General features: G+C 39.7%; 15 protein-coding genes and 3 pseudogenes. 17 read left to right on the plus strand and 1 reads right to left on the minus strand.

Going from position 1 to position 23,862, the window contains the following annotated elements:
- Positions 1–96 precede the first annotated feature (96 nt).
- Positions 97–699, minus strand: a pseudogene (locus DW036_RS09490) (DUF6266 family protein); the annotation flags it as partial.
- A gap of 386 nt (positions 700–1,085) precedes the next feature.
- Between DW036_RS09490 and DW036_RS09500 the strand changes: the two are divergent.
- The 17 genes and pseudogenes from DW036_RS09500 (at position 1,086) to DW036_RS09580 (ending at position 23,848) form a co-directional block, all read left to right on the plus strand.
- Positions 1,086–1,417, plus strand: a pseudogene (locus DW036_RS09500) (DUF2809 domain-containing protein).
- Between the two features lie 135 nt (positions 1,418–1,552).
- Positions 1,553–2,782, plus strand: a complete 1,230-nt coding sequence (locus DW036_RS09505) for a DUF4934 domain-containing protein (RefSeq protein WP_118463561.1) — start codon at positions 1,553–1,555, stop codon at positions 2,780–2,782.
- Between the two features lie 177 nt (positions 2,783–2,959).
- Positions 2,960–4,033 (plus strand): efflux RND transporter periplasmic adaptor subunit, encoded by a 1,074-nt coding sequence (locus tag DW036_RS09510; RefSeq protein WP_118463564.1) that lies wholly within the window; start codon positions 2,960–2,962, stop codon positions 4,031–4,033.
- A 13-nt stretch (positions 4,034–4,046) separates the two neighbouring features.
- The gene (locus tag DW036_RS09515; protein ID WP_118463567.1) at positions 4,047–7,112 is read left to right on the plus strand and encodes an efflux RND transporter permease subunit; all 3,066 of its coding nucleotides are present in this window, start codon (positions 4,047–4,049) and stop codon (positions 7,110–7,112) included.
- A 4-nt stretch (positions 7,113–7,116) separates the two neighbouring features.
- Positions 7,117–8,592, plus strand: coding sequence for a TolC family protein (locus tag DW036_RS09520; protein WP_118463570.1), 1,476 nt, complete (start codon positions 7,117–7,119; stop codon positions 8,590–8,592).
- 19 nt (positions 8,593–8,611) lie between these two features.
- The gene (locus DW036_RS09525) at positions 8,612–11,857 is read left to right on the plus strand and encodes an efflux RND transporter permease subunit (RefSeq protein ID WP_118463573.1); all 3,246 of its coding nucleotides are present in this window, start codon (positions 8,612–8,614) and stop codon (positions 11,855–11,857) included.
- Between the two features lie 177 nt (positions 11,858–12,034).
- Complete coding sequence (locus DW036_RS09530; protein WP_233560369.1) at positions 12,035–13,411, plus strand: hypothetical protein; 1,377 nt, start codon at positions 12,035–12,037, stop codon at positions 13,409–13,411.
- Between the two features lie 285 nt (positions 13,412–13,696).
- Entirely contained in the window at positions 13,697–13,924 is a 228-nt protein-coding gene (locus tag DW036_RS09535; protein WP_118464274.1) for a hypothetical protein, read from the plus strand.
- A 237-nt stretch (positions 13,925–14,161) separates the two neighbouring features.
- Positions 14,162–15,256 carry a 6-bladed beta-propeller gene (locus tag DW036_RS09540; RefSeq protein WP_118463579.1) on the plus strand — a complete coding sequence of 365 codons (1,095 nt, stop codon included), beginning with the start codon at positions 14,162–14,164 and terminating at the stop codon, positions 15,254–15,256.
- Between the two features lie 22 nt (positions 15,257–15,278).
- Entirely contained in the window at positions 15,279–15,542 is a 264-nt protein-coding gene (locus DW036_RS09545) for a cysteine peptidase family C39 domain-containing protein (RefSeq protein WP_233560371.1), read from the plus strand.
- Positions 15,543–15,622: 80 nt separating this feature from the next.
- Entirely contained in the window at positions 15,623–16,732 is a 1,110-nt protein-coding gene (locus DW036_RS09550) for a 6-bladed beta-propeller (RefSeq protein WP_118463582.1), read from the plus strand.
- A gap of 396 nt (positions 16,733–17,128) precedes the next feature.
- Positions 17,129–17,368, plus strand: a complete 240-nt coding sequence (locus DW036_RS09555; protein WP_022394178.1) for a hypothetical protein — start codon at positions 17,129–17,131, stop codon at positions 17,366–17,368.
- 67 nt (positions 17,369–17,435) lie between these two features.
- Positions 17,436–18,572 carry a 6-bladed beta-propeller gene (locus tag DW036_RS09560; protein WP_022394177.1) on the plus strand — a complete coding sequence of 379 codons (1,137 nt, stop codon included), beginning with the start codon at positions 17,436–17,438 and terminating at the stop codon, positions 18,570–18,572.
- A 22-nt stretch (positions 18,573–18,594) separates the two neighbouring features.
- Positions 18,595–20,145, plus strand: coding sequence for a vitamin K epoxide reductase family protein (locus DW036_RS09565; RefSeq protein ID WP_118463587.1), 1,551 nt, complete (start codon positions 18,595–18,597; stop codon positions 20,143–20,145).
- A gap of 98 nt (positions 20,146–20,243) precedes the next feature.
- Positions 20,244–20,471 (plus strand): hypothetical protein, encoded by a 228-nt coding sequence (locus tag DW036_RS09570; RefSeq protein WP_022394175.1) that lies wholly within the window; start codon positions 20,244–20,246, stop codon positions 20,469–20,471.
- Positions 20,472–20,525: 54 nt separating this feature from the next.
- Positions 20,526–21,644: a 6-bladed beta-propeller gene (locus DW036_RS09575; protein ID WP_118463590.1), complete on the plus strand. Its 1,119-nt coding sequence runs from the start codon at positions 20,526–20,528 to the stop codon at positions 21,642–21,644.
- A pseudogene (locus DW036_RS09580) lies at positions 21,641–23,848 on the plus strand (peptidase domain-containing ABC transporter). The gene DW036_RS09575 and the pseudogene DW036_RS09580 overlap by 4 nt, the downstream one beginning before the upstream one ends.
- Positions 23,849–23,862 lie beyond the last annotated feature (14 nt).

Raw genomic sequence — 23,862 nt, forward strand, 5'->3', positions numbered from 1 at the left:
GTCATTTTTTCGTATTCCAATAGAATAAAGACGATTGAGCGATGAATAATCTCTTTCTGATGCCTCAACTATTGAGATTGATACGCGCACGCTATTGGCTACATTACTACCGTCGGCACTACGAAAACTGAGATACGCTACCAGTTCATCGTCTTGCCAGTTAACCGGAAGTGCCAGTTGGGAGCTTTCGTTCCGACGATGACCGACTTCGGTGTCATAGACAGCCTCTTCTTTATCTTTATTGTACACCAGTACCATGGCTATGTCTGTGCCCTCTGCATTCCCCATACCACTGTTATCTTTCCAATTGAAAATCATTTTGTTGTCAGATACAGTAGCTTTACTCTCAAATACAGGCATCAGGCTTCCTGTGGATATCAGTACCCGGTTAAAGTCAATAATGATTTCATTCCCATCGCCTACTACTGCTCTCTTCAGCATATAAGACATGGCAGCATTAAATGCTGATTTCTTTTCCGCAAACTCTTTGAAACCGATACGTATAAATGGTTTGATTAGTTTTAGAAAGCTGAATGCTGTTGCAAATTTACTCCGCTGTTCCTGTTGTTTCTTTGTACGTGGATTGCTGACTTTGGCAGCATGTGCACGTATATAATATTTTGACTTCCAGTGGCATCCTACTATTGGCCCCACTTTGCCGGAAAAGCCTCCCAGAATGCCTTGATTGATGATTCCCATGCTATCGTGTCTTTTAATTCTTTATTTTCATTATGTCGTAAAGGTATGGAAAAACTTTTTCTTTCACCTAACGATTTTAGTGTTTATCTTCATATTTGTGATTTTTGCGTCCGTTTGCAGTCATTTGCTTAGATGTGCTGAATTTGTCGGAAAGATTATTCTTCCGATAGGTTGCATAGCTCTCTTCTTATCTGAAATACACTTGCTCCGTACCAACTCCGTGTTTTCTCCGTGTAGAGGTACCTCTGAGTGGAGTTGGTACGGAGCAAGTATGTCTCGGGTATTGTTCAAGTGGGGAGCAGACTTTCTTTTAGGAATCAATGAATCGTTAACTTGCTACAAAATTTCATTCACATTTCTCATCTGAAAATATAAGTTGTAAGAAAATGAATGATATTTTTACGGGCATTATTACGACAAAAGAATTTAGGAATACTAAGAATACTACATTTATTGGCAGCCGTTGGTTTTATGCCATCTGTTTTATCGGGCTGTTTATTATTGAAATGCTAATAGCTCTTTTTGTTCGCGATGCATTTATACGTCCCTATATGGGTGATCTTGTTGCATTGAAGCGTTGCAGTACCTTCAACTTATTACTGTATTGGGATTACAAGATTGTGCATTGGCAAAAGTAGTATTGGGTACGTCATTCTCATGGGGGGACATTGTTTGTTATGCAGTGGGGTGTGTGCCTCTGTTCTTTATAACGAAGTAGTGGTCATTCCTTTTGAATCCCTCTTTTAATTGGACTTTTTAGTTCTTTAACGATAAAATTTAGTTTTGAAACTAAAAATATTAGTTTATTTGCGGAGATGTTATAAATGTTGAATTTGAAAACACATTAAGAATTATGAAAAAAGGATGGTTATACGCCGCAGGTCTGGTTTGCCTGATGGCTGCTTGTACCGGTACTCCGCAATCCTCTGCAGATGGATTATGCTCGATTGATGTGGCAGGTGCTATGGAGAAGCCTGCTGAGTTGAAACTTTCGGAATTGGGAAGTGATGTGCGCTATGTTTTGTTGGAAACTACTGATTCATGCCTAATAGGTGGAAGTCCTAATATTCTGTTGCTGGATAAGCAAATTGCAGTTGTTTCAGGGAAAAACTGTTTCTTGTTTGATAAGGAAACTGGCAAGTTCTTAACTAAGGTTGGACATGTGGGAGAAGATCCGGAAGCATATTCGGGACCGGCACCTACGTATAATGATGTGGATGGGCTGCTTTACTTTATGCGTCGTCCTGCTACTTTGCAAAAGTATGATATGCAGGGAAAATATCGCGGTAAACTGACTATTCCTACCCCTCCGGCCTCACCGGGAGATTTCTGTTTTACAGATTCATTGGTGATCGGACATTATAATAATTTGGCTATGGGATACAATGCCCGTTCACTGCTATTTTTCAACGAGGCGGGTGAACAGGTGGATACGGTTCCCAGTCTATTCCCGGTATTGCCGGAAAAGGGCGTGCAGGATATTGCCAGCATCAGTGTGATCAAGCAAGGTAATGCAGCTATTGTTTTGAGTAACTTTAAAGGTGGGGAAAATTCGGCAAGTATTACAGGTATTCCTTTCTTATGGAAGAGTGATGGAAAAGTACGGTTTAAAGAGAGTTTTAATGATACGATCTATACAGTAGAAAGGAATGGTCTGGTTCCTTATATTGTATTTGCTACCGGTAAATGGCATTGGGGAGCGGAGGCGCGTACCGATTCTAAAGACAACGAAAATCGCTTGTTGGTAGGCTGTATTTTTGAAACAAAAGATAATGTCTTCTTCCAGTGTATTCAGGGATTATATTCAGATCCCAAGACATTCAATGGTATTTATGACCGGAAAGCAAAGACCACCCGTATGTATGCCGAAGCAGATGGTATAACGGATGACCTGAACGGATTTATGGCTTTTCGTCCTAAAGCATGTAGTATGAAGGGAGAATATGGAATGATTATAGATTCCGGTACTGTATTGGAGTGGCTGGAAGAAAATTCCGAAGCAGCGGAAAGCGACAAGCTTTCGGTACTGAAAGAATTGACGGATGATTCCAATCCGATAGTGGCTATTACGGTACCCAAATGAAAAATAGTATATATTTTTGTCCACCCCAAAAGGGGTGGGTAAAAATGTATTTCTTTGATAATTAGAAAAATAATGGTTTAAGAACTATCTGTTTTTGTCCATAGACCTATGATGGTTCGTAACAGGAAAACGACTAATTTTGCATACATTAAGTGTAAACGGAAAAACTAATATCGAATGATAAAGACACAGAACTATCGGCTTTTGCTCTGCCTGGCACTATTTGTACTGGCAGCATGCTCCGGTGCAAAAAAAGAAGAAGTTGCCGACGAAGGAGTGGCAACCGTGCTGCCGGATGAGAAAAATGAAGTGGCCGTGATGACCTTAAAACGGCAAACGTTCAACCATGAACTGGTAAGTAACGGTAAGGTTGTGGCCGGAGGAATGGCAGATTTGCGTTTTGAAAGTTCGGGGATCGTGGCACAGATTTATGTGAAAAACGGTGACCGGGTGCATAAAGGACAAAAACTGGCGGAACTGGATAAATTCCGTTTAAAGAATAAGACCGCTCAAACCAAGGATGCTTTAGAGAAAGCGAAATTGGAATTGCAGGATGTATTGATTGGTCAGGGATATGCGGCAGATGCTACAGCCAAGGTACCCGATGATATTATGCAGTTAGCAAGAGTAAAGAGCGGTTATGATCAAACCCTTTCCCAATACGAACTGGCTAAATATGAAGAAGAGCATGCTACGTTGGTTGCTCCTTTCGATGGAGTGGTAGCTAATCTCTTTTCTAAACCATACAATGCTGCTACTACTTCCGATACCTTCTGTTCCATTATCGGCACACAGGGCATGGAAGCAGATTTTACTGTATTGGAGAGTGAACTTCCCCTTATTAAGAGTGGAGATAAAGTCGTTGTGACTCCTTACGCCGATCCTTCCGCGAAATATGAGGGCCGTATTTCGGAAATAAATCCCCTGGTGGACGACAAAGGTATGGTAAAGGTGAAAGCTATTGTCAGCGGACAGGGCAAACTGTTTAATGGCATGAATATTCGGGTGAATGTGCACCGCTCGCTTGGCGAACAGTTGGTAATTCCTAAGAGTTCCGTGGTGCTGCGTTCCGGTAAGCAAGTGGTCTTCACGTTGAAAGACAATAAAGCCAAATGGAATTACGTACAGACAGTATTGGAGAATTCAGAGAATTATACCATTGTGGAGGATGAAGTGCATGAAGGAGACGTGGTGATTGTGACAGGTAATGTAAATCTGGCTCATGAGGCACCGGTGATAATTAAAAATTAATAATTAAAGGGGGATGGTTAAATTTCTGGTACATCGGCCCATTGCCGTATTAATGGCGTTTACCGCATGTTTTATTGTCGGTCTGGTGACGTATTTCACGTTGCCGGTATCTTTGTTGCCGGATATTGCCATTCCGGAGATTACGGTACAGATCTCGGCGCAGAATACTTCAGCCCGTGAGTTGGAGAATACTGTGGTGAAACCGTTGCGGCAACAGTTGATTCAGGTGGCACGCCTGAAAGACATGGACAGTGAAGCGCGGGATGGGGCAGGACTTATCCGTCTGAGTTTTGATTTTGGCACGAATACCGACCTGGCTTTTATAGAGGTGAACGAGAAGATCGATGCTGCCATGAACTACCTGCCTAAGGATACTGAACGCCCTAAAGTAGTGAAGGCAAGTGCTACTGATATTCCGGTATTTTACCTTAACCTCACTTTAAAGAATGACAGTGCTTACGGGCAAACCGACGAACGGGCATTTCTTGATTTATGTGAGTTTGCCGAAAATGTTATTAAGCGTCGTATTGAGCAACTGACAGAGGTGGCAATGGTGGATGTCACTGGTTTGGTGGAACGGCAATTACAGATTGTACCGGATAAAAATAAACTTGCAGTTCTGGGACTTTCCATTCAGGATGTAGAAACAGCACTCGCGCAGAATAATGTAGAACCGGGTAGTATGACCGTACGCGACGGATATTATGAATACAATATCAAATTCTCTACTTTGCTGCGCACGGAAGATGATGTAAAAAATATCCTTATTAATAAAGAAGGCCGTATTATCCGCCTGGAGGAATTTTGTGAGATCGGCGTTGTTTCCGTTAAGGAAAAAGGAATCTCTATGAGCAATGGTAAGCGTGCAGTGACACTGGCCATTATCAAGCAGGCAGACGAGAATATGGATGACATGAAGGAGGCTATCGGCGGCACTATGGATTATTTTCAGAGTGTATATCCGGACATCGAGTTCAGTGTCAGTCGTAACCAGACGGAATTGCTGGATTATACCATCTCCAATTTACAACAGAACCTTTCGTTGGGCTTCCTTTTTATCTGCATTGTAGCTGTTCTCTTTCTGGGGGATGTCAAATCACCGTTCATCATCGGGTTGAGTATGGTGGTTTCCATTGTAATCTGTTTCCTCTTCTTTTATCTGTTCAAGATGTCCTTGAATATCATATCCCTTTCCGGACTGATTCTGGCGTTGGGTATGATGATTGACAGTTCCATTATTGTAACTGAGAATATTTCGCAATACCGGGAGCGGGGGTATTCGCTGAGGCGTGCATGTATTGCGGGTACCAGTGAGGTGATTACGCCTATGCTCAGTTCCTCGTTGACTACGATAGCGGTATTTGTGCCTTTGATTTTCATGAGTGGTATTGCCGGAGCAATCTTCTATGACCAGGCTTTTTCTGTAACGGTCGGATTGATGGTGTCTTATTTTACAGGTATTATGCTGTTGCCGGTGCTCTATATGTTGGTATACCGTACTGGTTTGCGTAAGTCGTGGTTCTCGCGTATCCGCATCAATAACCCTATTAAGGAGCATACACTTGACCGTTTCTACGATGCAGGAGTCGATTTTATATTTGCTCATAAGACAGCAAGTGTGATATTCTGCATTATTTCTGTGCCCTTGTGTGTATTTATGTTCTATTTCATTGGTAAGGAGCGCATGCCTGAGATAGATCAGAACGAATTGATAGCCCGTGTGGAATGGAATGAGAATATCCATGTGGACGAGAACCGCCACAGGGTAGACGCTCTGTTTGGTACATTGAGAGAAGAGACAGTGGAACAAACTGCTGCTATCGGACAACAAGACTATCTCCTGAACCGGGAACAAGCACTATCCTCTTCGGAAGCTGAATTCTATTTCAAAACAAAGAATTCATCGGAGATACCTCCTTTACAGGAAAAGGTCTATCGCTTGCTCAAGTCAGAGTATCCATTGGCTGTTGTCTCTTTCTCGCCTCCTGAAACGGTGTTTGAGAAACTGTTTGTGACGGGAGAAGCTGATATTGTGGCTGAACTCTATTCTCGCAATAAGGAAAAAGTGCCGACTGCTGATGAATTGCGTGGTCTGGAGTATGAATTTATAACTCACACGGGATATGCGCCTACAGGTATTGCTTTTGAAAATCAGTTGAATATCCGCATCAATAAGGAAAAACTATTACTGTATAATGTTTCGTATGATGAACTGTATCGCGTACTGAAGACTGCTTTCAAAGAGAACAGTGTGGCAACTCTTCACTCTTATCAGCAATATCTGCCGATCAGTATTGTAGGAGAGGAGCAGACAGTGAACACTATTTTGCAGGAAACACTGGTGCAGACACGGGCGGACAAGGACGGTGTTGAATATCTGCCTTTGCGTGAACTGGTGTCGGTGGTGACGGCGGAAGACTTGAAGGCCATAACTGCAGGACGTAACGGAGAGTATGTTCCTTTCCGCTTCTACGAGGTGCAAAAAGCAGGGCCTCTGATGCAACAAGTGAAAGAAGTGGCGGATGCTACCGGAGATTGGGATACAGCTTTTTCAGGAAGTTTCTTTTCCAATCGCAAGATGCTGGATGAACTGGTAGTCATTCTGTTTATTTCCATTCTGTTGATGTATTTTATTCTGGCGGCACAGTTCGAGAGTTTTGTGCAACCGCTTGTCGTATTGCTTGAAATACCGATAGACGTAGCATTTGCCCTGGTACTGCTATGGATATGCGGACATACGCTGAATCTGATGTCTGCTATCGGTTTAATCGTGACGTGTGGTATCATTATCAATGACTCTATCTTGAAACTTGATGCGATCAATGAATTGCGTAAGACGGGGATTCCGCTTCTGGAAGCCATCCATGAGGCAGGAAGGCGCAGGTTGCGTCCCATCATTATGACTTCTCTGACCACCATCTTTGCCATGGTGCCGTTGCTGTTCTCTTTCGATATGGGATCGGAATTGCAGAAACCGCTTTCCATTGCTATGATTGGGGCGATGTTTATCGGTACGCTGGTCAGTCTGTTCATTATTCCTTTGATATATTGGTTTATTTACCGGAACAAAAAAGCTTGATATAATGAAGAAACTTAGTTTGATAATTCTATTCGGACTTTCTCTGACGCTTCCTGCCATTGCGCAGCAGCAGATAACGCTGGACTTGCAACGAACCATTACCATGGCAAACGACAGTTCGCTGGAAGCTTTCCGTACCAAAAATATGTATCTGTCCGGCTATTGGGCGTACCGCACTTATAAGGCAAATCGTTTGCCGAGCTTGACGCTGAATATGACCCCTGCGCAATACAATCGTGACATCACAAAGCGTTACGACTCTGAACAGGATCTGGATATTTACCGTAGTCAACAATCTTTCTATGCGTATGGTAATCTGGCCATCAAACAGAATTTTGACCTGACGGGCGGTACGTTCTATCTGGATACGGAGTTGGGGTATATGCGTAGCTTTGGTTCTAATAGTTATACCCAGTATACCAGTGTTCCTATACGTGTAGGCTATTCACAGAGCCTGGTAGGCTATAATCCTTTCCGCTGGGAGCGGAAAATAGAACCGCTGAAATATGAAAAGGTAAAGAAAGAGTATATCTATAATGCCGAACAGGTGTCCGAACAAGCCACTACCTACTTCTTTGAACTGGCTATGGCGCAGGCCGAATATGATTTGGCAAAAGAAAATGTAGCTTCTTCCGATACGCTTTATCGCATCGGTATGCAACGCCTGAAGATAGCCTCTATCAGTCGTGCAGACCTTCTGACACTGAAACTGGACGTTGTGAACGCCCGCAATACTTTGCAAAATGCAGAGAGTTCATTGAAGCGTGCCATGTTCTCATTGGCTTCTTTCCTTAATTTGGAAAAGAATACAGAAATACGGCTTGTCCTTCCCAGCCGTCCCGGAGAACTGACTATTCCGGTAGATGCCGCTTTGGATGCTGCGCGTACAAATAATCCTAACTTCCTGGGTTTGCGTCAGGATGTATTGGAGGCTGAACAGAGTGTAGACAAAACCAGGAAAGAGTCCCGCTTCAATGCCAGTATCAATGCCAGTGTCGGTTTCAATCAGGTGGCAGAGAAGTTTGGTGAAGCCTACAATCGCCCTATGCAACAGGAAATGGTTTCTGTCAGCGTTTCTATTCCTTTAGTGGACTGGGGGGTGCGTAAAGGCAAATACAATATGGCTCGTAATAACCTGAATGTGATAAAGACCTCTTCCCGCCAGAGCGAGATCAGCATTGAAGAAGAAGTCATCATGACCGTGAGTGATTTTAATGTCCAGCAAGATCTGGTGACGAGTGCCGAGGAAGCCCTCGACCTTTCTATCCTGGCATATAATGAAACCCGCCAGCGTTTCATCATCGGGAAAGCTGACATCAGCAGCCTCACCCTGTCATTGAACCGCCAGCAAGAAGCCCAGCGCAACTATATCTCAGCCCTGAAAAACTATTGGCTGAACTACTACAAGATCCGCAAACTGACCTTGCACGATTTTGCCAGCGGCTTCTCCCTCTCCGACAAATTCGATTATAGTCACTAATCACTAATCGTTAATCACTATGAATCGCCTCTCCCCTTTCACCCTCATCGTCACCTTTGTCTGTCTGGCACTGGTGGGTTTGGCTCTGGTTCCGATGCTTCCGGTCAAGCTGAATCCATCGCGCACATTGCCGGGCTTCACGGTGCGCTTCAGCATGCCGGGCACTTCGTCGCGGGTGGTGGAGATGGAGGCGACGAGCAAGCTGGAATCCATGTTGGCCCGTATCAAAGGGGTAAAGGCCATGTATTCTACTTCCGGCAACGGTTATGGTTATATAACAGTGGATCTGGATAAACACGCTGATGTAGATGCAGTACGTTTTGAAGCTTCCACAATCATTCGACAGACGTGGTCGCAATTACCTTCCGGAGTGAGCTATCCGTACATCGATATGAAAGTACCCGATGAGAATGCATCACGTCCGTTTCTTTCGTTTACACTGAATGCGCCATCCACGCCTATACTGATACAGCAATATGCAGAAGAGCATATCAAGCCTCGGTTGGCTCAACTTCAAGGCATTTATAAGATTGATTTAAGTGGCGCTACTCCGATGGAGTGGCGATTGGAGTATGACAGTGAACAACTACGAACCTTGGGTGTCAGTATCTCGGATATCCGGCAGGCCATCCAGTTGCACTATAACAAGGAATTTCTGGGTACACACAACATGGATACGCCCGAAGGTAAACAATGGATACGTCTGGTGTTGGTGCCGGATGGAGTCAGTGGGCAGTTCGATCCTTCGGATATCACAGTGACGGCTTCTGACGGAAAAATCATCCACTTGGATGAACTCGTAAAGGTAGCTCACGTGGAAGAAGAACCTCAAAGTTATTATCGTATCAATGGTCTGAATTCCATTTATATGTCGATCACAGCGGTGGAAACTGCCAATCAGTTGCAACTGAGCAATGAAGTGATGGCGGAAATGGAAGACATACGCCTGACATTGCCTCCCGGCTATGAGGTGCATACCAGTTATGATGCTACGGAATATATTCGTGAGGAACTTAATAAAATTTATTTCCGTACCGGATTGACGGTGCTTATTTTGCTGGTGTTTGTCTGGATTATCACATTGAATCTGAAATATCTGCTTCTCATAGTCACCAGTTTGGCAATAAACATTGCCGTTGCAGTTATTTTCTACTATATGTTCGGTCTGGAGATGCAATTGTATTCATTGGCAGGGATTACTGTGTCCTTAAATCTCGTGATAGACAGCACTATCGTTATGACTGACCATATCTTGCACCGGCGGAATCTGAAAGCTTTTATGTCCGTGCTTGCAGCTACTTTGACCACGATGGGAGCTTTGGTCATCATTTTCTTCTTGGACGAGAAGATCCGGCTGAATTTGCAGGATTTTGCTGCTGTAGTGATTATTAACTTGGCTGTTTCTCTCTTTGTAGCTCTTTTCTTTGTACCGGCTATGATTGAAAAAATTGGTCTGGTGAAGAAATCTTCAAATAAGACTTCGCGGCACAAAAACAGGCGAATGTTATTTCGTCCTTATCAGTGGTTGCAGAATGCGAAGCAATGGATGCACCGACATATACGTATTCGCAGGCTGACTGTTTATTTTACCCATTTCTATCAGGTGCTTATTCGTTTTCTTCTCCGTTGGCGGGTGGCGGTGTGCATTGTGCTGCTGCTGGGGTTCGGATTGCCGGTCTTCCTTCTTCCTGAGAAGTTGGAAGGAGAAGGTAAATGGGAGGAAAGGTATAATAAGACATTGGGCTCTTCTACCTATAAGGAAAAAGTGAAACCTATAGTGGATAAGGCTTTAGGCGGAAGTCTCCGGCTGTTCGTTCAGAAAGTGTACGAAGGTAGTTATTTTAGTCGTAATGAGGAAGTTGTGCTTTATGCCAATGCCAACTTGCCAAATGGAAGTACGCTGGAGCAAATGAATACATTGGTGAAGCGTGTAGAGACTTATCTTAGTGGTTTTAAGGAGATCAAGCAGTTCCATACTTCTGTGTATAATGCACGTAGAGGGAATATTCAGATTTATTTTAAGAAAGAATATCAGCATAGCGGTTTTCCGTATACACTGAAAGCAAATCTGATAGGTAAAGTTTCTGAACTGGGGGGCGGTAGCTGGGATGTATATGGCCTGCAAGACCAGGGATTCAGTAATGACGTTCGTGAAAGCGCAGGTTCTTATCGTATCAAGATGTACGGTTACAATTATGATGAACTCTACGCATGGGCCGATAAGTTGAAAGAAGTATTGCTTTCGCACCGGCGCATTAAAGAGGTATTTATCAAATCGGAATTCTCTTGGTGGAAGGATGATTACCAAGAATTCTATTTCAACCTGAATAAGGAGCGCATGGCGCAGGAAGGAATTGATGCACAACACCTGTTTGCAGCTATTCAGCCGATATTCGGTAAGAACATGCAGGTGGGTTCGGTCATGACGGAAAGTGGCACGGAAAGTGTGAAACTTTCTTCACGTCAGTCACGTGATTATGATGTGTGGGCTATGCAGTTCTTCCCGTATGGTGCGGATGATGGAAAGCACTATAAGCTTTCCGAATTGGCTACGGTGGAAAAGGGACAGATGCCGCAGCAGATAGCTAAAGAAAACCAACAATATCGCCTTTGTCTGCAATATGAATATATCGGTTCGTACGAACAAGGTAATAAGATACAGAAGCGGGACTTGGAAGAGTTTAATAAGCTGCTTCCAATGGGATATACAGCCGAGTCGGATAGCCAATCGTGGGCGTGGAACAAGAAAGATAATAAGCAATATCTGTTGCTGTTGGTTGTGATTGCTATTATTTTCTTTACGACGAGTGTGCTGTTCAATTCGTTAAAACAACCTTTGGCTATCATTTTCGTCATTCCGGTATCTTATATCGGTGTATTCCTCACATTCTACTGGTTCCGCCTGAATTTCGACCAGGGAGGTTTTGCATCCTTTGTATTGCTTTGTGGTATTACTGTGAATGCCAGTATTTATATTCTGAATGAGTATAACAGTATTCGTCGCCGCTTTCCGCGTCTTTCCATGCTTCGTGCTTATACAAAGGCATGGAATGCTAAAATTGTGCCTATTTTCCTTACTGTAGTTTCCACGATTCTGGGCTTCATTCCTTTTATGGTCGGGACGGACAAAGAGGCTTTCTGGTTTCCATTGGCGTCGGGTACTATCGGTGGGTTAATCATGTCTATTATCGGTATTTTCTTCTTTTTACCGGTATTTTGTCTACCGAGAAAGAAGATACTCAAATCAAAACTGCATAAGGTTTAAAGGGAATTCATCTACAGAAATACTAAGGCATACTGGCAGAAATGTAAGTTTGAAATGGATGATGTTTATGAAAATCAGTATATTTGTAGCATCATACATGAATAATAACCTATGCATATTATATTGAAACTGCTATTGCTACGGGAACGGCTGTTTTGTTTGTTATTTCTTTTCGGGATGACTGTACTTGCAGCATCTTGTCAGCACCCTGAAAGGGAAGTTTCTGTTCGTCGCACTACGGCTTTAAGAGCTGCCGACACAATACAAAGCCCGTCGTTGAAGGGTTTCATCTATTGCTATTATGGTCGTCAATATCTAAATAGGGGGCACTCTGAGGATGCGTTGCACTACTTTTCGCAAGCAGCCGGGTTATTCAAACAGAAGTCTTTGACAGGGTCTTATGCCAATGCTTTACGAAATATGGGGCGTGCCCATCTTTTATCTTCCCGTCCGGATAGTGCTTTATATTGTTACTTGCAGGCGCAAGAGGCTGTAGCTGACTTCGATCCCATCCTATTTATGGATATTTCTACCGAATTATCTGTTATATGTCAAAATGTGGAAGATTGGGAAGAGGCTAAACGGCAAATGCTTCAATATCGTAGGAGATCGGCAACAGACGAACTTCCGATGCGACGGTCTTCTATTATAGGGATGTTCCTGATGAAGGAGGATTTTATGAATGGGAGGAAGCGGAGCCTGAGTGCATTACAAAGTGAAGAGTTTGAGATAAAAGATTATCGCCGGTTCGCTTCAGAATATCAGGAACTTTATATGGATTGGTGTCAGATGAATGAAGATCAGCAGGAATTGGATCGTGATATAAAGGAGAAATACAATAATGAAGTCTTGAAGAATGAAAACCAGAGGATTAGAAATGAGTTGCTGAGCCGTAAGGTATGGTTGTTGTCTATCGGTTTCGGAGCAATGTTTTTGGTTGTAATTGGTTTTGTGTCTTTCCATTTATATAAACGGAATGTTCAGAAGCGTATCGAAAGTTTACTTGCTCGCCTGAAAGAGAATGAAAAACAATTGAATGAAGGAAGGGTGGAATCGGAAGAGGAACGAGAGCAATTATTACAGGAGAATAAAGAGTTGTCCCAACAGATAGAAAGGTTATCCGTCCGGCAAAAGGATAAGGATGAACTGAACTCTTGTTTGCAGAAACTGAATATATCCTATACAAAACAACTGAAAGAATATCAGGAAATTCATTCGTTATTGCCTGTTGAACGTACACTTGCCTTAAGCCAGTTATGTCAGTTGCGTTGCCAGCCGATATATGGGTTGGTGAAATCGGATGAGGAATGGGTGGAGATATTTGCTATAATTGATACCCTTTATGGTGATATATCGGCAAAACTGGATGATTATAAACTTGGCATGCAGGAACGGAGGATATGTTATCTTATTCGTGCCGGGTTCACTAATGCTATGATTGCTACTGTTACTAATGTGACTGTCGATGCTATTGCGAAGTCGAAGCAACGTATGAAGAGTAAGTTTTTGTTGTCCGGCGGTGATGCTTTTGATGACTTTATACGGAAATTGTAGAGAATAAGGGGAATGTTTTGTCCGGTTGAGGCTCTTCTTTTTGCTTTAGTTTTGGGGTTAATATATTGATTTTTAATATTATAATCTATTTGTTTTTTGTCCGGTATCTTTTCTTGTTTAAGTGTAGCATCCTGCCTACCTTTGTTATATTCCAAGTGGAGATGTTAGCTGCATTTCAACTTTGATGCTGATACCGTAAGGCTTTGATCATAATGGAGTAGCTGGCTGTTATGATGGATAGAGCGGAGTCTTTTCTCTATTTGTTTTACTTAAAATTGAATGCTTATGAAAAAGATTTTAAATGTCTCGGAAATGAAGCAGGTGCGCGGAGGGGCACAACCTTCCAGCATGTGCGGTGAAGGTGAACAACTGTATTTTTGTAGAACCTCTTTTGAAGAAGGGGCTATTAGTACAGGTTCAGTTTGTGCTAAAAGTGCTGCGGCTGCTAATGTTGCAATAATAAAGAAATATATGGATGAAGCGCAAATTGCTGCTACTCCTCAATGTTTTTGATACTTTAAATTAGTACTGATGCAATAAATTGAACTATCATTCTACTGTATTTTGAGAGACTTTTGTTTTTCTTATTTTAATTTGAAAAACGACGTTTTACTATAAAAATATTTATATCATGTGGTACAATGATAATAATAAAATTTATTGTATCAATAGTATTTTTTAATAATGAATATGGGTTCTATGCTTTAAGGAAAAGTGGAAATGGAACCCATATTTTTAATATGATATACAATGAAACTACTTTTCTTGTTAATAGTAACTCTTTTGTTTCTTGGTTGCAATCATCAGCAAAGTACGGAACTTCTGGAAATAAAGCCGATTGATGAATTGCTAACTGAGATACCTGTATCAGAGTTTGCAGATAGTGTTTTTTTGATACAACTTGATAATAGGTTTCTATTGTCAAGCTATGGGAATCCCTGTTTTACTGATAGTTTTTTTTTGGTTAGCGTAACAGAAGGTATTTTGAAGTATTCATATACCGGAGAGTTTCTTATGAAAATAGGAGGAATAGGACAGGCCCCAATGGAGTATAATAGAAATAAATTAATGGCAGTTGATACTTGTAATAAGCGGATTCGTGTTTATAGTATACCGGAAAAAGTGATGATTAATTATTCTTATGATGGGGTGTTTCAGAATCGTGTTTATTATGATTTACCAGATGATACTTATGGCTATCCAATGATGATGCGCATTCTTGGTAACAAGTGCTATTTCTTTTATCCATCAATGTCAGGTTTGTCTGATCCCTATTATTGGGTGATAACAGATACTTGTGGGCAAAGTTTAGAAATTAAACAAAAGCATGGGGAGCCTGTGTTAAAGAATGGGTATGCATGTGGAACTTATTGTGGTTCTTCTTCTAATAATTCTTTGTTATATTATAATCTGTTTAATGATACTATTTTTCGATTTACGGAACAGAGTGTTACACCTGCTTTTTTGTGGGAACGGGGGAAACATCGTGTGTCTGCATTGAATGAAGACATAAGTGAAGATATGATGGTTTTTACGATGTTTGCTGAGACAAAAAGATTCTTGTTTTTTAAGTGGATTGATGCTGGCTTTAAATCTTTCTCTTCTTTTGGTTTCTACGATAAAAAAATGCAAATATTTATGGGGACAAAGAAACTACTGGATGATTTAAATACTCAAATAAATATTCCTTTAAAATGGGTATTTTCATACTCTCAAAGAGCTAATAGAGATTATATGATAGGAAAGATTGAACCATATGAATTACCGGAAGAAATATTGCAAAGAGAGAATATCGATTCTGAGGGTAATTTAGTCATGATAATGATTCGATTGAAAGATGAATAAAAATCTATAAATCATTGAATGTATGAAAACACTTTTATCAACCTACTTGCGTGAGTTACATATTCCTTTTACCAGAAGCTATGCCGACAAACTTTTTGCAGAGCATCCGCATCGTTATAACTTATATGGTTTGTCAGATATGCTATCTGTGTATAAGATAGAAAATGCCGGAATACAGGTGGAGGAAAAAGACTTAAGAGAATTAGCTTCTCCTTTTGTGGCGCATGTCAGTAATGATTTTGTAGTAGTAAGACAAATGTCTGGTCGGGGAGTCGATTATGTTTAGTGTGAGAAAGAAATATCTATCATATGATGTTGTGTTGTAGTGTTTTAACACGATATCATGTTGTTTACATCCGATAAGGTATGATAAAGATTATTTGTATTATATGCCTCTTTTTGTGTTCATGCCACAGCTATTCAGATACCGGTCTGGTTGTTTGGAATTATGATGATTTCATAAAGAGAGAGATGAAAATGTCTGATATAGCCGATGAGATGACAATCATTCAGCCCGGCTCTATCGATTATAAGGGAGCCCGAATTGTACATGCTTCATCTTTTTTCTTGGCTGGAACGGAGCAAGGAGTATTGAGGTATGATAAAGAAGGGCATTTAATGAACAGGATAGGGGCTATAGGGCAAGGGCCGGGTGAATACAGAAGATTTTATAATATGGCGATAAATGAAACAGACAGGATTATTTATGTTTACTGTATGGACACCTCTACGCTATTATCTTTTTCTTATGAAGGTAATTTCCTTAATAAACATTCTCTTCAGCTTCCTAAAAAAATGGCATGGAAATTCTATTGTTTGAAGGATAAACTCTATTTTTATTATAGTATAGATGTCGACGATGAATCACTACCTTATATGTATGCAATAACAGATACAATAGGGGATTTATTATATTCTAAATTGGATGAAAGTTTACATTTTGCTTCGGGTAATTATCCTAGTTTTCCATCTGATCATATAGGACTGTTTGGTGACACCATGCTAGTCTGGAATCAATATAGCGATACTATCTATCGAGTTTCAGAAAAGGGAGAAGAAGCTTTTGCGGTATGGGGTGAGTGGGATAAACGATTGACTCCTGCCAAGGTAGAAAAGGAAGAATGTAATCAATCTATGATAATATCTACCATTTTTGAAACAGTTAATTATTATTTATGTATATGGCGTCCCTATGATATAAGGAAGAATAAATGGAATTATTGTTTTTATGATAAAGCATCCGGGAAGTTGTTTAACTCGGAAGGAATCACCGATGACTTATGGGGGCTTCCTTCTGTTTTTCCTTATAATTATTATGTGATGGATGGTCGTGAATATTTGGAATGTGGCTATCCTACTTATAAATTGTTGGATGCTTGGCTAACTTCTGATGATCCTAAGATACGAAAGCAAGCTGAGAGTATAGATGAAGAAGGTAATAACGTATTGATAAGGATTCGGCTGAAGAAAAAATAATATTGGTTTCTAATGTGGCTGCCGATGCTGTTGAGAAGTTGAAGTAACATATGAAGAGTAAATTTTGTTGGCTAACAGTGATGCTTTTGATGATTTTATATGGAAATTGTGGAGAATAAGGAGAATGTATTGTCCGGTTGATGCTCTTCTTTTTGCTTTAGTTTTTGGGCTAATATGTTGGTTATTAGTATTATAGTCTATTCGTTTTTTGTCCAGTATCTTTTCTTGTTTAGGTGTAGTATCCTGCCTAATTTTGCTACATTCCAAGTCGGGATGTTAGCTACATTTCAACTTTGATGCTGATACCGTATAGCATTAATTGTAACGGAGTAGCTGGCTGTTATGATGGATAGGGCGGAGACTTTTCTTTATTGTTTTACTTAAAATTGAATGCTTATGAAAAAGATTTTGAATGTCTCGGAAATGAAGCAGGTGCGTGGCGGAGGCGTAGTTTCTAGTTTATGTGCTCCAGATGAATATTTGTATTCATGTACGACCTCTTTTGGAAATGGTGCTTCTTCAAATGGTAAAGTTTGTGCAAAAAATAATTTTGTTGCTTCGGAGAAGATATTGAATAACTATAGAAGAATGGCACCTGAAATGGTGGAATTAGGAATACTTGCAGATTGCCGATAATTTCAAGGATGTGGTAAAAGTAAATATTTTCTTTTGCCACATTTTCTATATTATATTTTGATTTGAAATGCGCTATCCTATACTGATAATATTATTTCTATTATATGCTTGTTCAGAACGACATTCTGAATCATGGATTTATGCGATAGAACCTACTGGTACAGTAATTTCTTCAGAAGAGGCTTATAGGCACATTGTGGATACGATATTTTATGTTCAGATAGATGATTCTGTTTTGATTCCTTCTCTTGGAGGTGACTATCACTGCATTACAGATAATTATTTATTCTTTAATACTAAACAGGGATTGTTGAAATATGACTGGAATGGAAAATTTCTGCAAAAGATAGGGGAAATAGGAGAAGGCCCTAAAGAATATTGTCAATATCCGAATATCGCTGTTGATAATGATAACTGTTGCCTTTTTGTATATAGTCGTCCCAAAACTATCCTTGTTTATTCTTTTGATGGAATCTTATTGAATCGTTATCATATTGATATGCCGGAGGATGGGAATTATCCTAAACACCTATATTATTATGATGGATGTTTGTATTTCTTTTATACGAATGGGTTGGGTGGAGATAGAGATAATTATAAACCTTTATTTTGGGTGATTGCTACAACTAATGGGACGATTCTTTCTATTCGTCGGGCTTCACAAGAAAAAGTGAGACAGACATCTTATAAGCTTTACAATAATTTGTCTGCTAATCAAACGTATAGTGATTCATTTATATTTTGGGATTTATTTAATGATACTATATTTTATGTGAATTCAGAGAAAGTGAATACGGCCTATCTGTGGAAAAAAGATAATTATCGTGTTCGAGAGTCAGACTATGATTCTTTGGGCAATAAGAGGTTGTTTTCTCTCAACCTGTTTGATACAAAGAGGTTCTTGTGGATTTTTTGGACAAGTATGGATGTTTCTGATTTATCTAAAAAAAGTATGACTTTATATGATAGAAAGACAAAACAAATCTATCGTTTTGATAATTTATATATTTCAGAGAAAAATTCTAATGTTAGATTGCCCATTAATTTGTCGACTTATATGCAATATAAGGGCCGTGAATATATACTATTTGAAATGAAGTCTAAAGATTTATATAATATTCCGGGTGCATTACGTTGGGGGATAGATGAAAATGACGAGGAAGGTAATCCGGTATTAGTCTTGATTCGATTGAAAGATGAATGAAAATCTATAAATCATTGAATACATGAAAACACTATTATCAACCTATTTGCATGAGTTACATATTCCTTTTACCAGAAGCTATGCCGATAAACTTTTTGCAGAACATCCGCATCGTTATAACTTATATGGTTTGTCAGATATGCTATCTGTATATAAGATAGAAAATGCAGGAATACAGGTGGAGGATAAAGACTTAAGAGAATTAGCTTCTCCTTTTGTGGCGCATGTCAGTAATGATTTTGTGGTAGTAAAGCAAATGTCTGATCAGGGAGTCGATTATGTTTGGCGCGAGAAAGAAATATCTGTATCCGTAGATGAATTTAAAAAGCTATGGTCAGGTATCGCACTTGTTGCTGAACCGGGAGAATCTTCAAGAGAACCAGAATATGAGAAGCACCGGAAAACTGCATTTTTTAATTCTGTTCAGAAAATAGGCGTAATTATGATTTTAGTTATTTTATTGGGCTTGGGGAGTTGGGAGCATCATTTACTCTCTTCTATAACAGGTGGTTTCTTATTGTTTATTAATCTGGCAGGTGTTGGTGTAAGCTTTCTGTTGTTATTGAAACAAGGCAAAATACAGAGTGAGTATACAGATAAAATTTGTTCACTGTTTAAACAAGGTGACTGTAACAGTGTGTTAGAATCTGATGCTGCAAAATTATGGGGGATGTTTAGTTGGAGTGAAATAGGGCTCGGCTATTTTATTTCGAGTCTTACTTTGGTGGTATTTTACCCTCAATGGATGCCCTATTTAGTGCTTGTCAACTTATTATCTTTGCCTTATACAGGTTGGAGTGTCTGGTATCAGTATAAGGTTGCTAAACAATGGTGTCCGTTATGCTTGTCTGTGTTACTGCTTTTGTGGATGACGGCTATTGTGAATGTGTTCGGGCAATGGAGACTACCAACTTTTGAGATGCAAGATATGCTATCTGTGGCAATACTTTATTTACTTCCTTTCTTGTCTTTACATCTGTTGTCAGAACATTGGTTTCGTTCGGAACAGTTGGAGAATGTGAAGTATGAATTGAATAATCTGAAAGCGTCAGATAGTGTTTTTCTTTCTCAATTGGAGTTACAACCTCATTATAAAGTAAATCCAGCTATTTCTCAAATAGTTTGGGGATGTCCACAAGCTAAATTGCGTATTACAATATTGACTAATCCTCATTGTAATCCATGTGCGCAGATGCATAAGCGCATTGGTGCGTTGTTGAAGGAAATGGGAGATAAGGTTTGTGTTCAGTATATCTTTTCTTCCTTTAATAAGGAACTTGAAAAGAGTGCCCGATTTCTTCTTGCCGTTTATCAACAAGAGAATCATGAGAGAGCAGAAGCAATTTATAATGATTGGTTCGCTGGAAAGAAATATCTGGGAGAGACTTATATGCTAACGTTTGATTATGACTTAGAGTCTGTGGAAGTTAATCGTGAGCTGAGTAAACATAAAGAATGGCAATTTGAAAACAGATTGACAGCAACTCCTACTGTTTTAATAAATGGTTATCAATTGCCGGATAGTTATAAAGTTGAAGATATGAGACATTTTGGAGATTTAAATATCAATTGATATATAAATGTTACTGTGGAATATCGTAGGGCAGTAACAGTAATGGAATAGCTAACCATTATTATAATTCATACGGTAATACTTAAAATTTTATGCTTATGAAACGAGTTTTAGATGTTGCAGAAATGAAGCAGATTCATGGCGGTGCAGCAGTTTCAAATCTTTGTGCTTCAGGTGAAAAACTTTACACTTGCACTACTATCTATGTGGGTAGCGATGTAACAAGTAAAGGTGTGGTATGCGCCTATAGTGCAAGTGGTGCAGAATTGTTAATTACGATTCAAAGAGAATCGGAAGGAACTGAAGCTTTGGCTTCTTGTCACTAATTAATATAATATCAGTGGTAGGATAAATCTTACCACTGATAAATCACTGACATTATGAAAGTATGCATATACAGTTTGTTTTTAAGTCTTCTCCTTTTATCTTGTTTTAAGAGTGAGAAAAGCCCGTATTTGATTCTTGATCCGAAAGAACATATTTCTGAGTTCATCAGTATTTCTGAATTTGTAGATACAGTTATGTATATTCCTTTAGATACGTCCATGTTGATTAAGGGAATAGGAAGACATTTTTTGATTGATGATGACTGTATGTTTTTTGATACTAGTGAAGGAATTTTAAAGTATAGTAGACAAGGAACTTTTCTACAGAAAATAGGTCGCATCGGAGGTGCTCCCCAAGAGTATACCAATTATAGAGCTATAGCAATGGATAAAGAGAATGAAAGAATATATGTCTACAGTTTACCAAGAAAGCTTATAGTTTATAATTTTGATGGAGAGTTTCTGAATTCCTTTTCAGTAGAACTTCCCGATGATGGTCTATATCCTATACAAATGTACTATAGAAATGGATTGATATATTTCTTTTATCGAAATTGTTTGGGAGGTGAGACGCGTAAGTCTCTATTTTGGATAATTACGGATACTAAGGGACAGATGAAGACATATCGGCGTAGTAATGAGACTCAACTTGGAGCTGATTATGCAGCTTCGTATGGATTATTTGGTGTTAATGTAAAAGATGAAGATTCATTTGTATATTGGGATCTCTTTAATGATACTATTTTTCATGTTAATGGGATGGAAACAGAGATAGCTTATCTATGGGACAAAGGAAAGTTCCGTTTGTTGGATACTGACAATTTTGAAGTTCCTGATGATGACCGGAGAATATGTACGGCTCTCGTCGATGCTGATCGTTTTTTATTACTTCGTTGGAATACAATGAGGCATGTCGGTGCACAAGTCTTTTTATCTTATTATGATAAAAAGGAAAAGAAAGCTTATAAATTGGATGATTCACATGTAGTGCCGAAAAGTAAGTTGTCGCTTTTGAATCACTTTTTTGCTTATGAGCGAATAGATGGGCGCGAATATCTTTTGATGGGAGCAAAGGTAAATGAGTTACCGGATGATATGAAAGATTCTTTGGGGAATTTATCGTATGAGGATGAGGATAATCCTATTTTGGTATTAATAAGGCTGAATAAATGAAACACTCGTTCCCATATTATCATCAGGCGGATGCAATGGATTGTGGTCCTACCTGTTTGCGGATGATTGCTAAATACTATGGTAAAAGCTATTCATTACAGACATTGCGTGCACGCTCATTTATATCCCGTGAAGGAGTATCATTATTGGGAATTAGTGATGCGGGAGAGGCTATTGGTTTTCGGACGTCAGGAGTTTATGTATCATTTGAACAATTTATTACGGATGTACCGTTACCTTGCATCTTACATTGGGATCAAAACCATTTTGTAGTTTGCTATGGCATTAAAAAAAGAAAAGGGGAATATTGGTTTCAGATTGCTGATCCCGGAAAGCAGATGGTGACTTATAATGAACAGGAATTTAAGAAGTGCTGGCTGTCGACAAGGACAGAGGGGGAAGATGTCGGTACTGCATTGATATTGGAACCCGGACCGGACTTTTATCATCGTGAGGATGAACCGGAAATTAGAGAAAGAGGATTGCTTTTCTTTCTGAGATATCTCACCCCTTATAAAAAACAATTGATACAGTTGATATTGGGGATGCTGACAGTCAGCTTGTTGCAACTGATTCTCCCTTTTCTGACGCAATCATTGGTGGACGTAGGTATCCGTGATAGCAATTTGAATTTTATCATTCTGGTACTGATAGCACAAATCATAATTTCTGTTTCGCAACTTTCGGTAGAGTTTATTCGCAGTTGGATACTATTACATGTTAACACACGTATTACTATCTCTTTAATATCTGATTTCCTGGCTAAGTTAATGAAATTGCCATTGCACTTCTTTGACTCAAAAATGGTAGGTGACATTATGCAACGTATCGGTGATCATGAACGTATTAAAACGTTCCTGACAGGGTCATCTATTACCACACTCTTTTCCTTTGTCAATTTCTTTATTTTTGGCTTTGTTCTTGCTTATTATAATTTGACAGTGTTAGGTATCTTCTTATTGGGTAACACTTTGTATGTGTGTTGGATACTCGTTTTTATGAAGTATCGGCGGGAATTGGATATACGCCGTTTTGCACAAGCGGCAGGCGAACAAAGCAACCTGATACAAATTGTAACCGCTATGCAGGAAATCAAATTAAATAACTGTGAGACTCAGAAACGCTGGCAGTGGGAACGTATACAGGTGAAACTGTTCAAAATTAGCATAAAAGGTTTGGCACTGGGACAAATTCAGCAAGTGGGTTCCATATTCTTTAATCAAACTACCAATATTGTGATTTCCTTTATTGCGGCAAAAGCTGTAATAGATGGACAGATGACGTTGGGTATGATGATGTCTCTGACCTATATTATCGGTCAGTTGAGTTCTCCGGTATCTTCTTTTATTGGTTTTGCACAGCAATTTCAGGATGCCAAAATTAGTTTGGAGCGTCTGAACGAGATACATGGACGGAAAGACGAGGAACAGAATATTTCGTCAAAACTTACAGTGTTACCGGAAAAAGGGGATATACGGATAGAGAATGTTTCATTCAGTTATGACGGTGCAAACAGAGATTATGTACTGGATGATGTTTCTTTCAATATCCCTCAGCATAAAGTGACGGCGATTGTAGGGGCAAGTGGTAGTGGTAAAACAACTTTGATAAAATTGATGCTTGGCTTTTATACTCCTAATAAAGGAGCGATAAAGATACAGGATACTCCGTTAGAGAATATTAATCCACATTTATGGCGTGCCCGAACCGGGTCTGTGATGCAGGATGGTTTTATATTCTCCGAGACAATTGCACAGAATATTGCGGTAGGTGAGGAGCAGATTGATATTGAACGTTTGAGACATGCGGTGACCATTGCCAATATTCGTGATTTTATAGATTCCTGACCGTTGGGATACAATACTAAAATCGGTATGGAAGGAAATGGCATCAGCCAAGGGCAGAGACAGCGTATTTTGATAGCCCGTGCGGTGTATAAGAATCCGGATTACCTGTTTTTTGATGAAGCTACCAATGCACTTGATGCGAATAATGAACGCGAGATAATGGAGCATTTGCATGAATTTTATAAAGGGAAAACAGTTGTTATAGTGGCTCACCGACTTAGTACGGTGAGAGATGCAGATAATATCATAGTACTGGATAAAGGTAAAATAGCCGAAGAGGGAACCCACAAGGAATTGGCGGAACGGAAGGGTTTATATTACCAGTTGGTAAAGAATCAATTGGAACTGGGTAATTAGAAATTGGTAATTTG

The organism is Bacteroides sp. AF39-11AC (genome assembly GCF_003474285.1).
Lineage (GTDB): Bacteria > Bacteroidota > Bacteroidia > Bacteroidales > Bacteroidaceae > Bacteroides.

Coding starts and splice junctions, on each gene's coding strand:
- DW036_RS09505 (WP_118463561.1), top strand. CDS start 1,553: ATGAAAAAAGGATGGTTATACGCCGCAGGTCTGGTTTGCCTGATGGCT.
- DW036_RS09525 (WP_118463573.1), top strand. CDS start 8,612: ATGAATCGCCTCTCCCCTTTCACCCTCATCGTCACCTTTGTCTGTCTG.
- DW036_RS09555 (WP_022394178.1), top strand. CDS start 17,129: ATGAAAAAGATTTTGAATGTCTCGGAAATGAAGCAGGTGCGTGGCGGA.
- DW036_RS09515 (WP_118463567.1), top strand. CDS start 4,047: ATGGTTAAATTTCTGGTACATCGGCCCATTGCCGTATTAATGGCGTTT.
- DW036_RS09510 (WP_118463564.1), top strand. CDS start 2,960: ATGATAAAGACACAGAACTATCGGCTTTTGCTCTGCCTGGCACTATTT.
- DW036_RS09520 (WP_118463570.1), top strand. CDS start 7,117: ATGAAGAAACTTAGTTTGATAATTCTATTCGGACTTTCTCTGACGCTT.
- DW036_RS09560 (WP_022394177.1), top strand. CDS start 17,436: ATGCGCTATCCTATACTGATAATATTATTTCTATTATATGCTTGTTCA.
- DW036_RS09570 (WP_022394175.1), top strand. CDS start 20,244: ATGAAACGAGTTTTAGATGTTGCAGAAATGAAGCAGATTCATGGCGGT.
- DW036_RS09530 (WP_233560369.1), top strand. CDS start 12,035: ATGACTGTACTTGCAGCATCTTGTCAGCACCCTGAAAGGGAAGTTTCT.
- DW036_RS09545 (WP_233560371.1), top strand. CDS start 15,279: ATGAAAACACTTTTATCAACCTACTTGCGTGAGTTACATATTCCTTTT.
- DW036_RS09535 (WP_118464274.1), top strand. CDS start 13,697: ATGAAAAAGATTTTAAATGTCTCGGAAATGAAGCAGGTGCGCGGAGGG.
- DW036_RS09575 (WP_118463590.1), top strand. CDS start 20,526: ATGAAAGTATGCATATACAGTTTGTTTTTAAGTCTTCTCCTTTTATCT.
- DW036_RS09550 (WP_118463582.1), top strand. CDS start 15,623: ATGATAAAGATTATTTGTATTATATGCCTCTTTTTGTGTTCATGCCAC.
- DW036_RS09565 (WP_118463587.1), top strand. CDS start 18,595: ATGAAAACACTATTATCAACCTATTTGCATGAGTTACATATTCCTTTT.
- DW036_RS09540 (WP_118463579.1), top strand. CDS start 14,162: ATGAAACTACTTTTCTTGTTAATAGTAACTCTTTTGTTTCTTGGTTGC.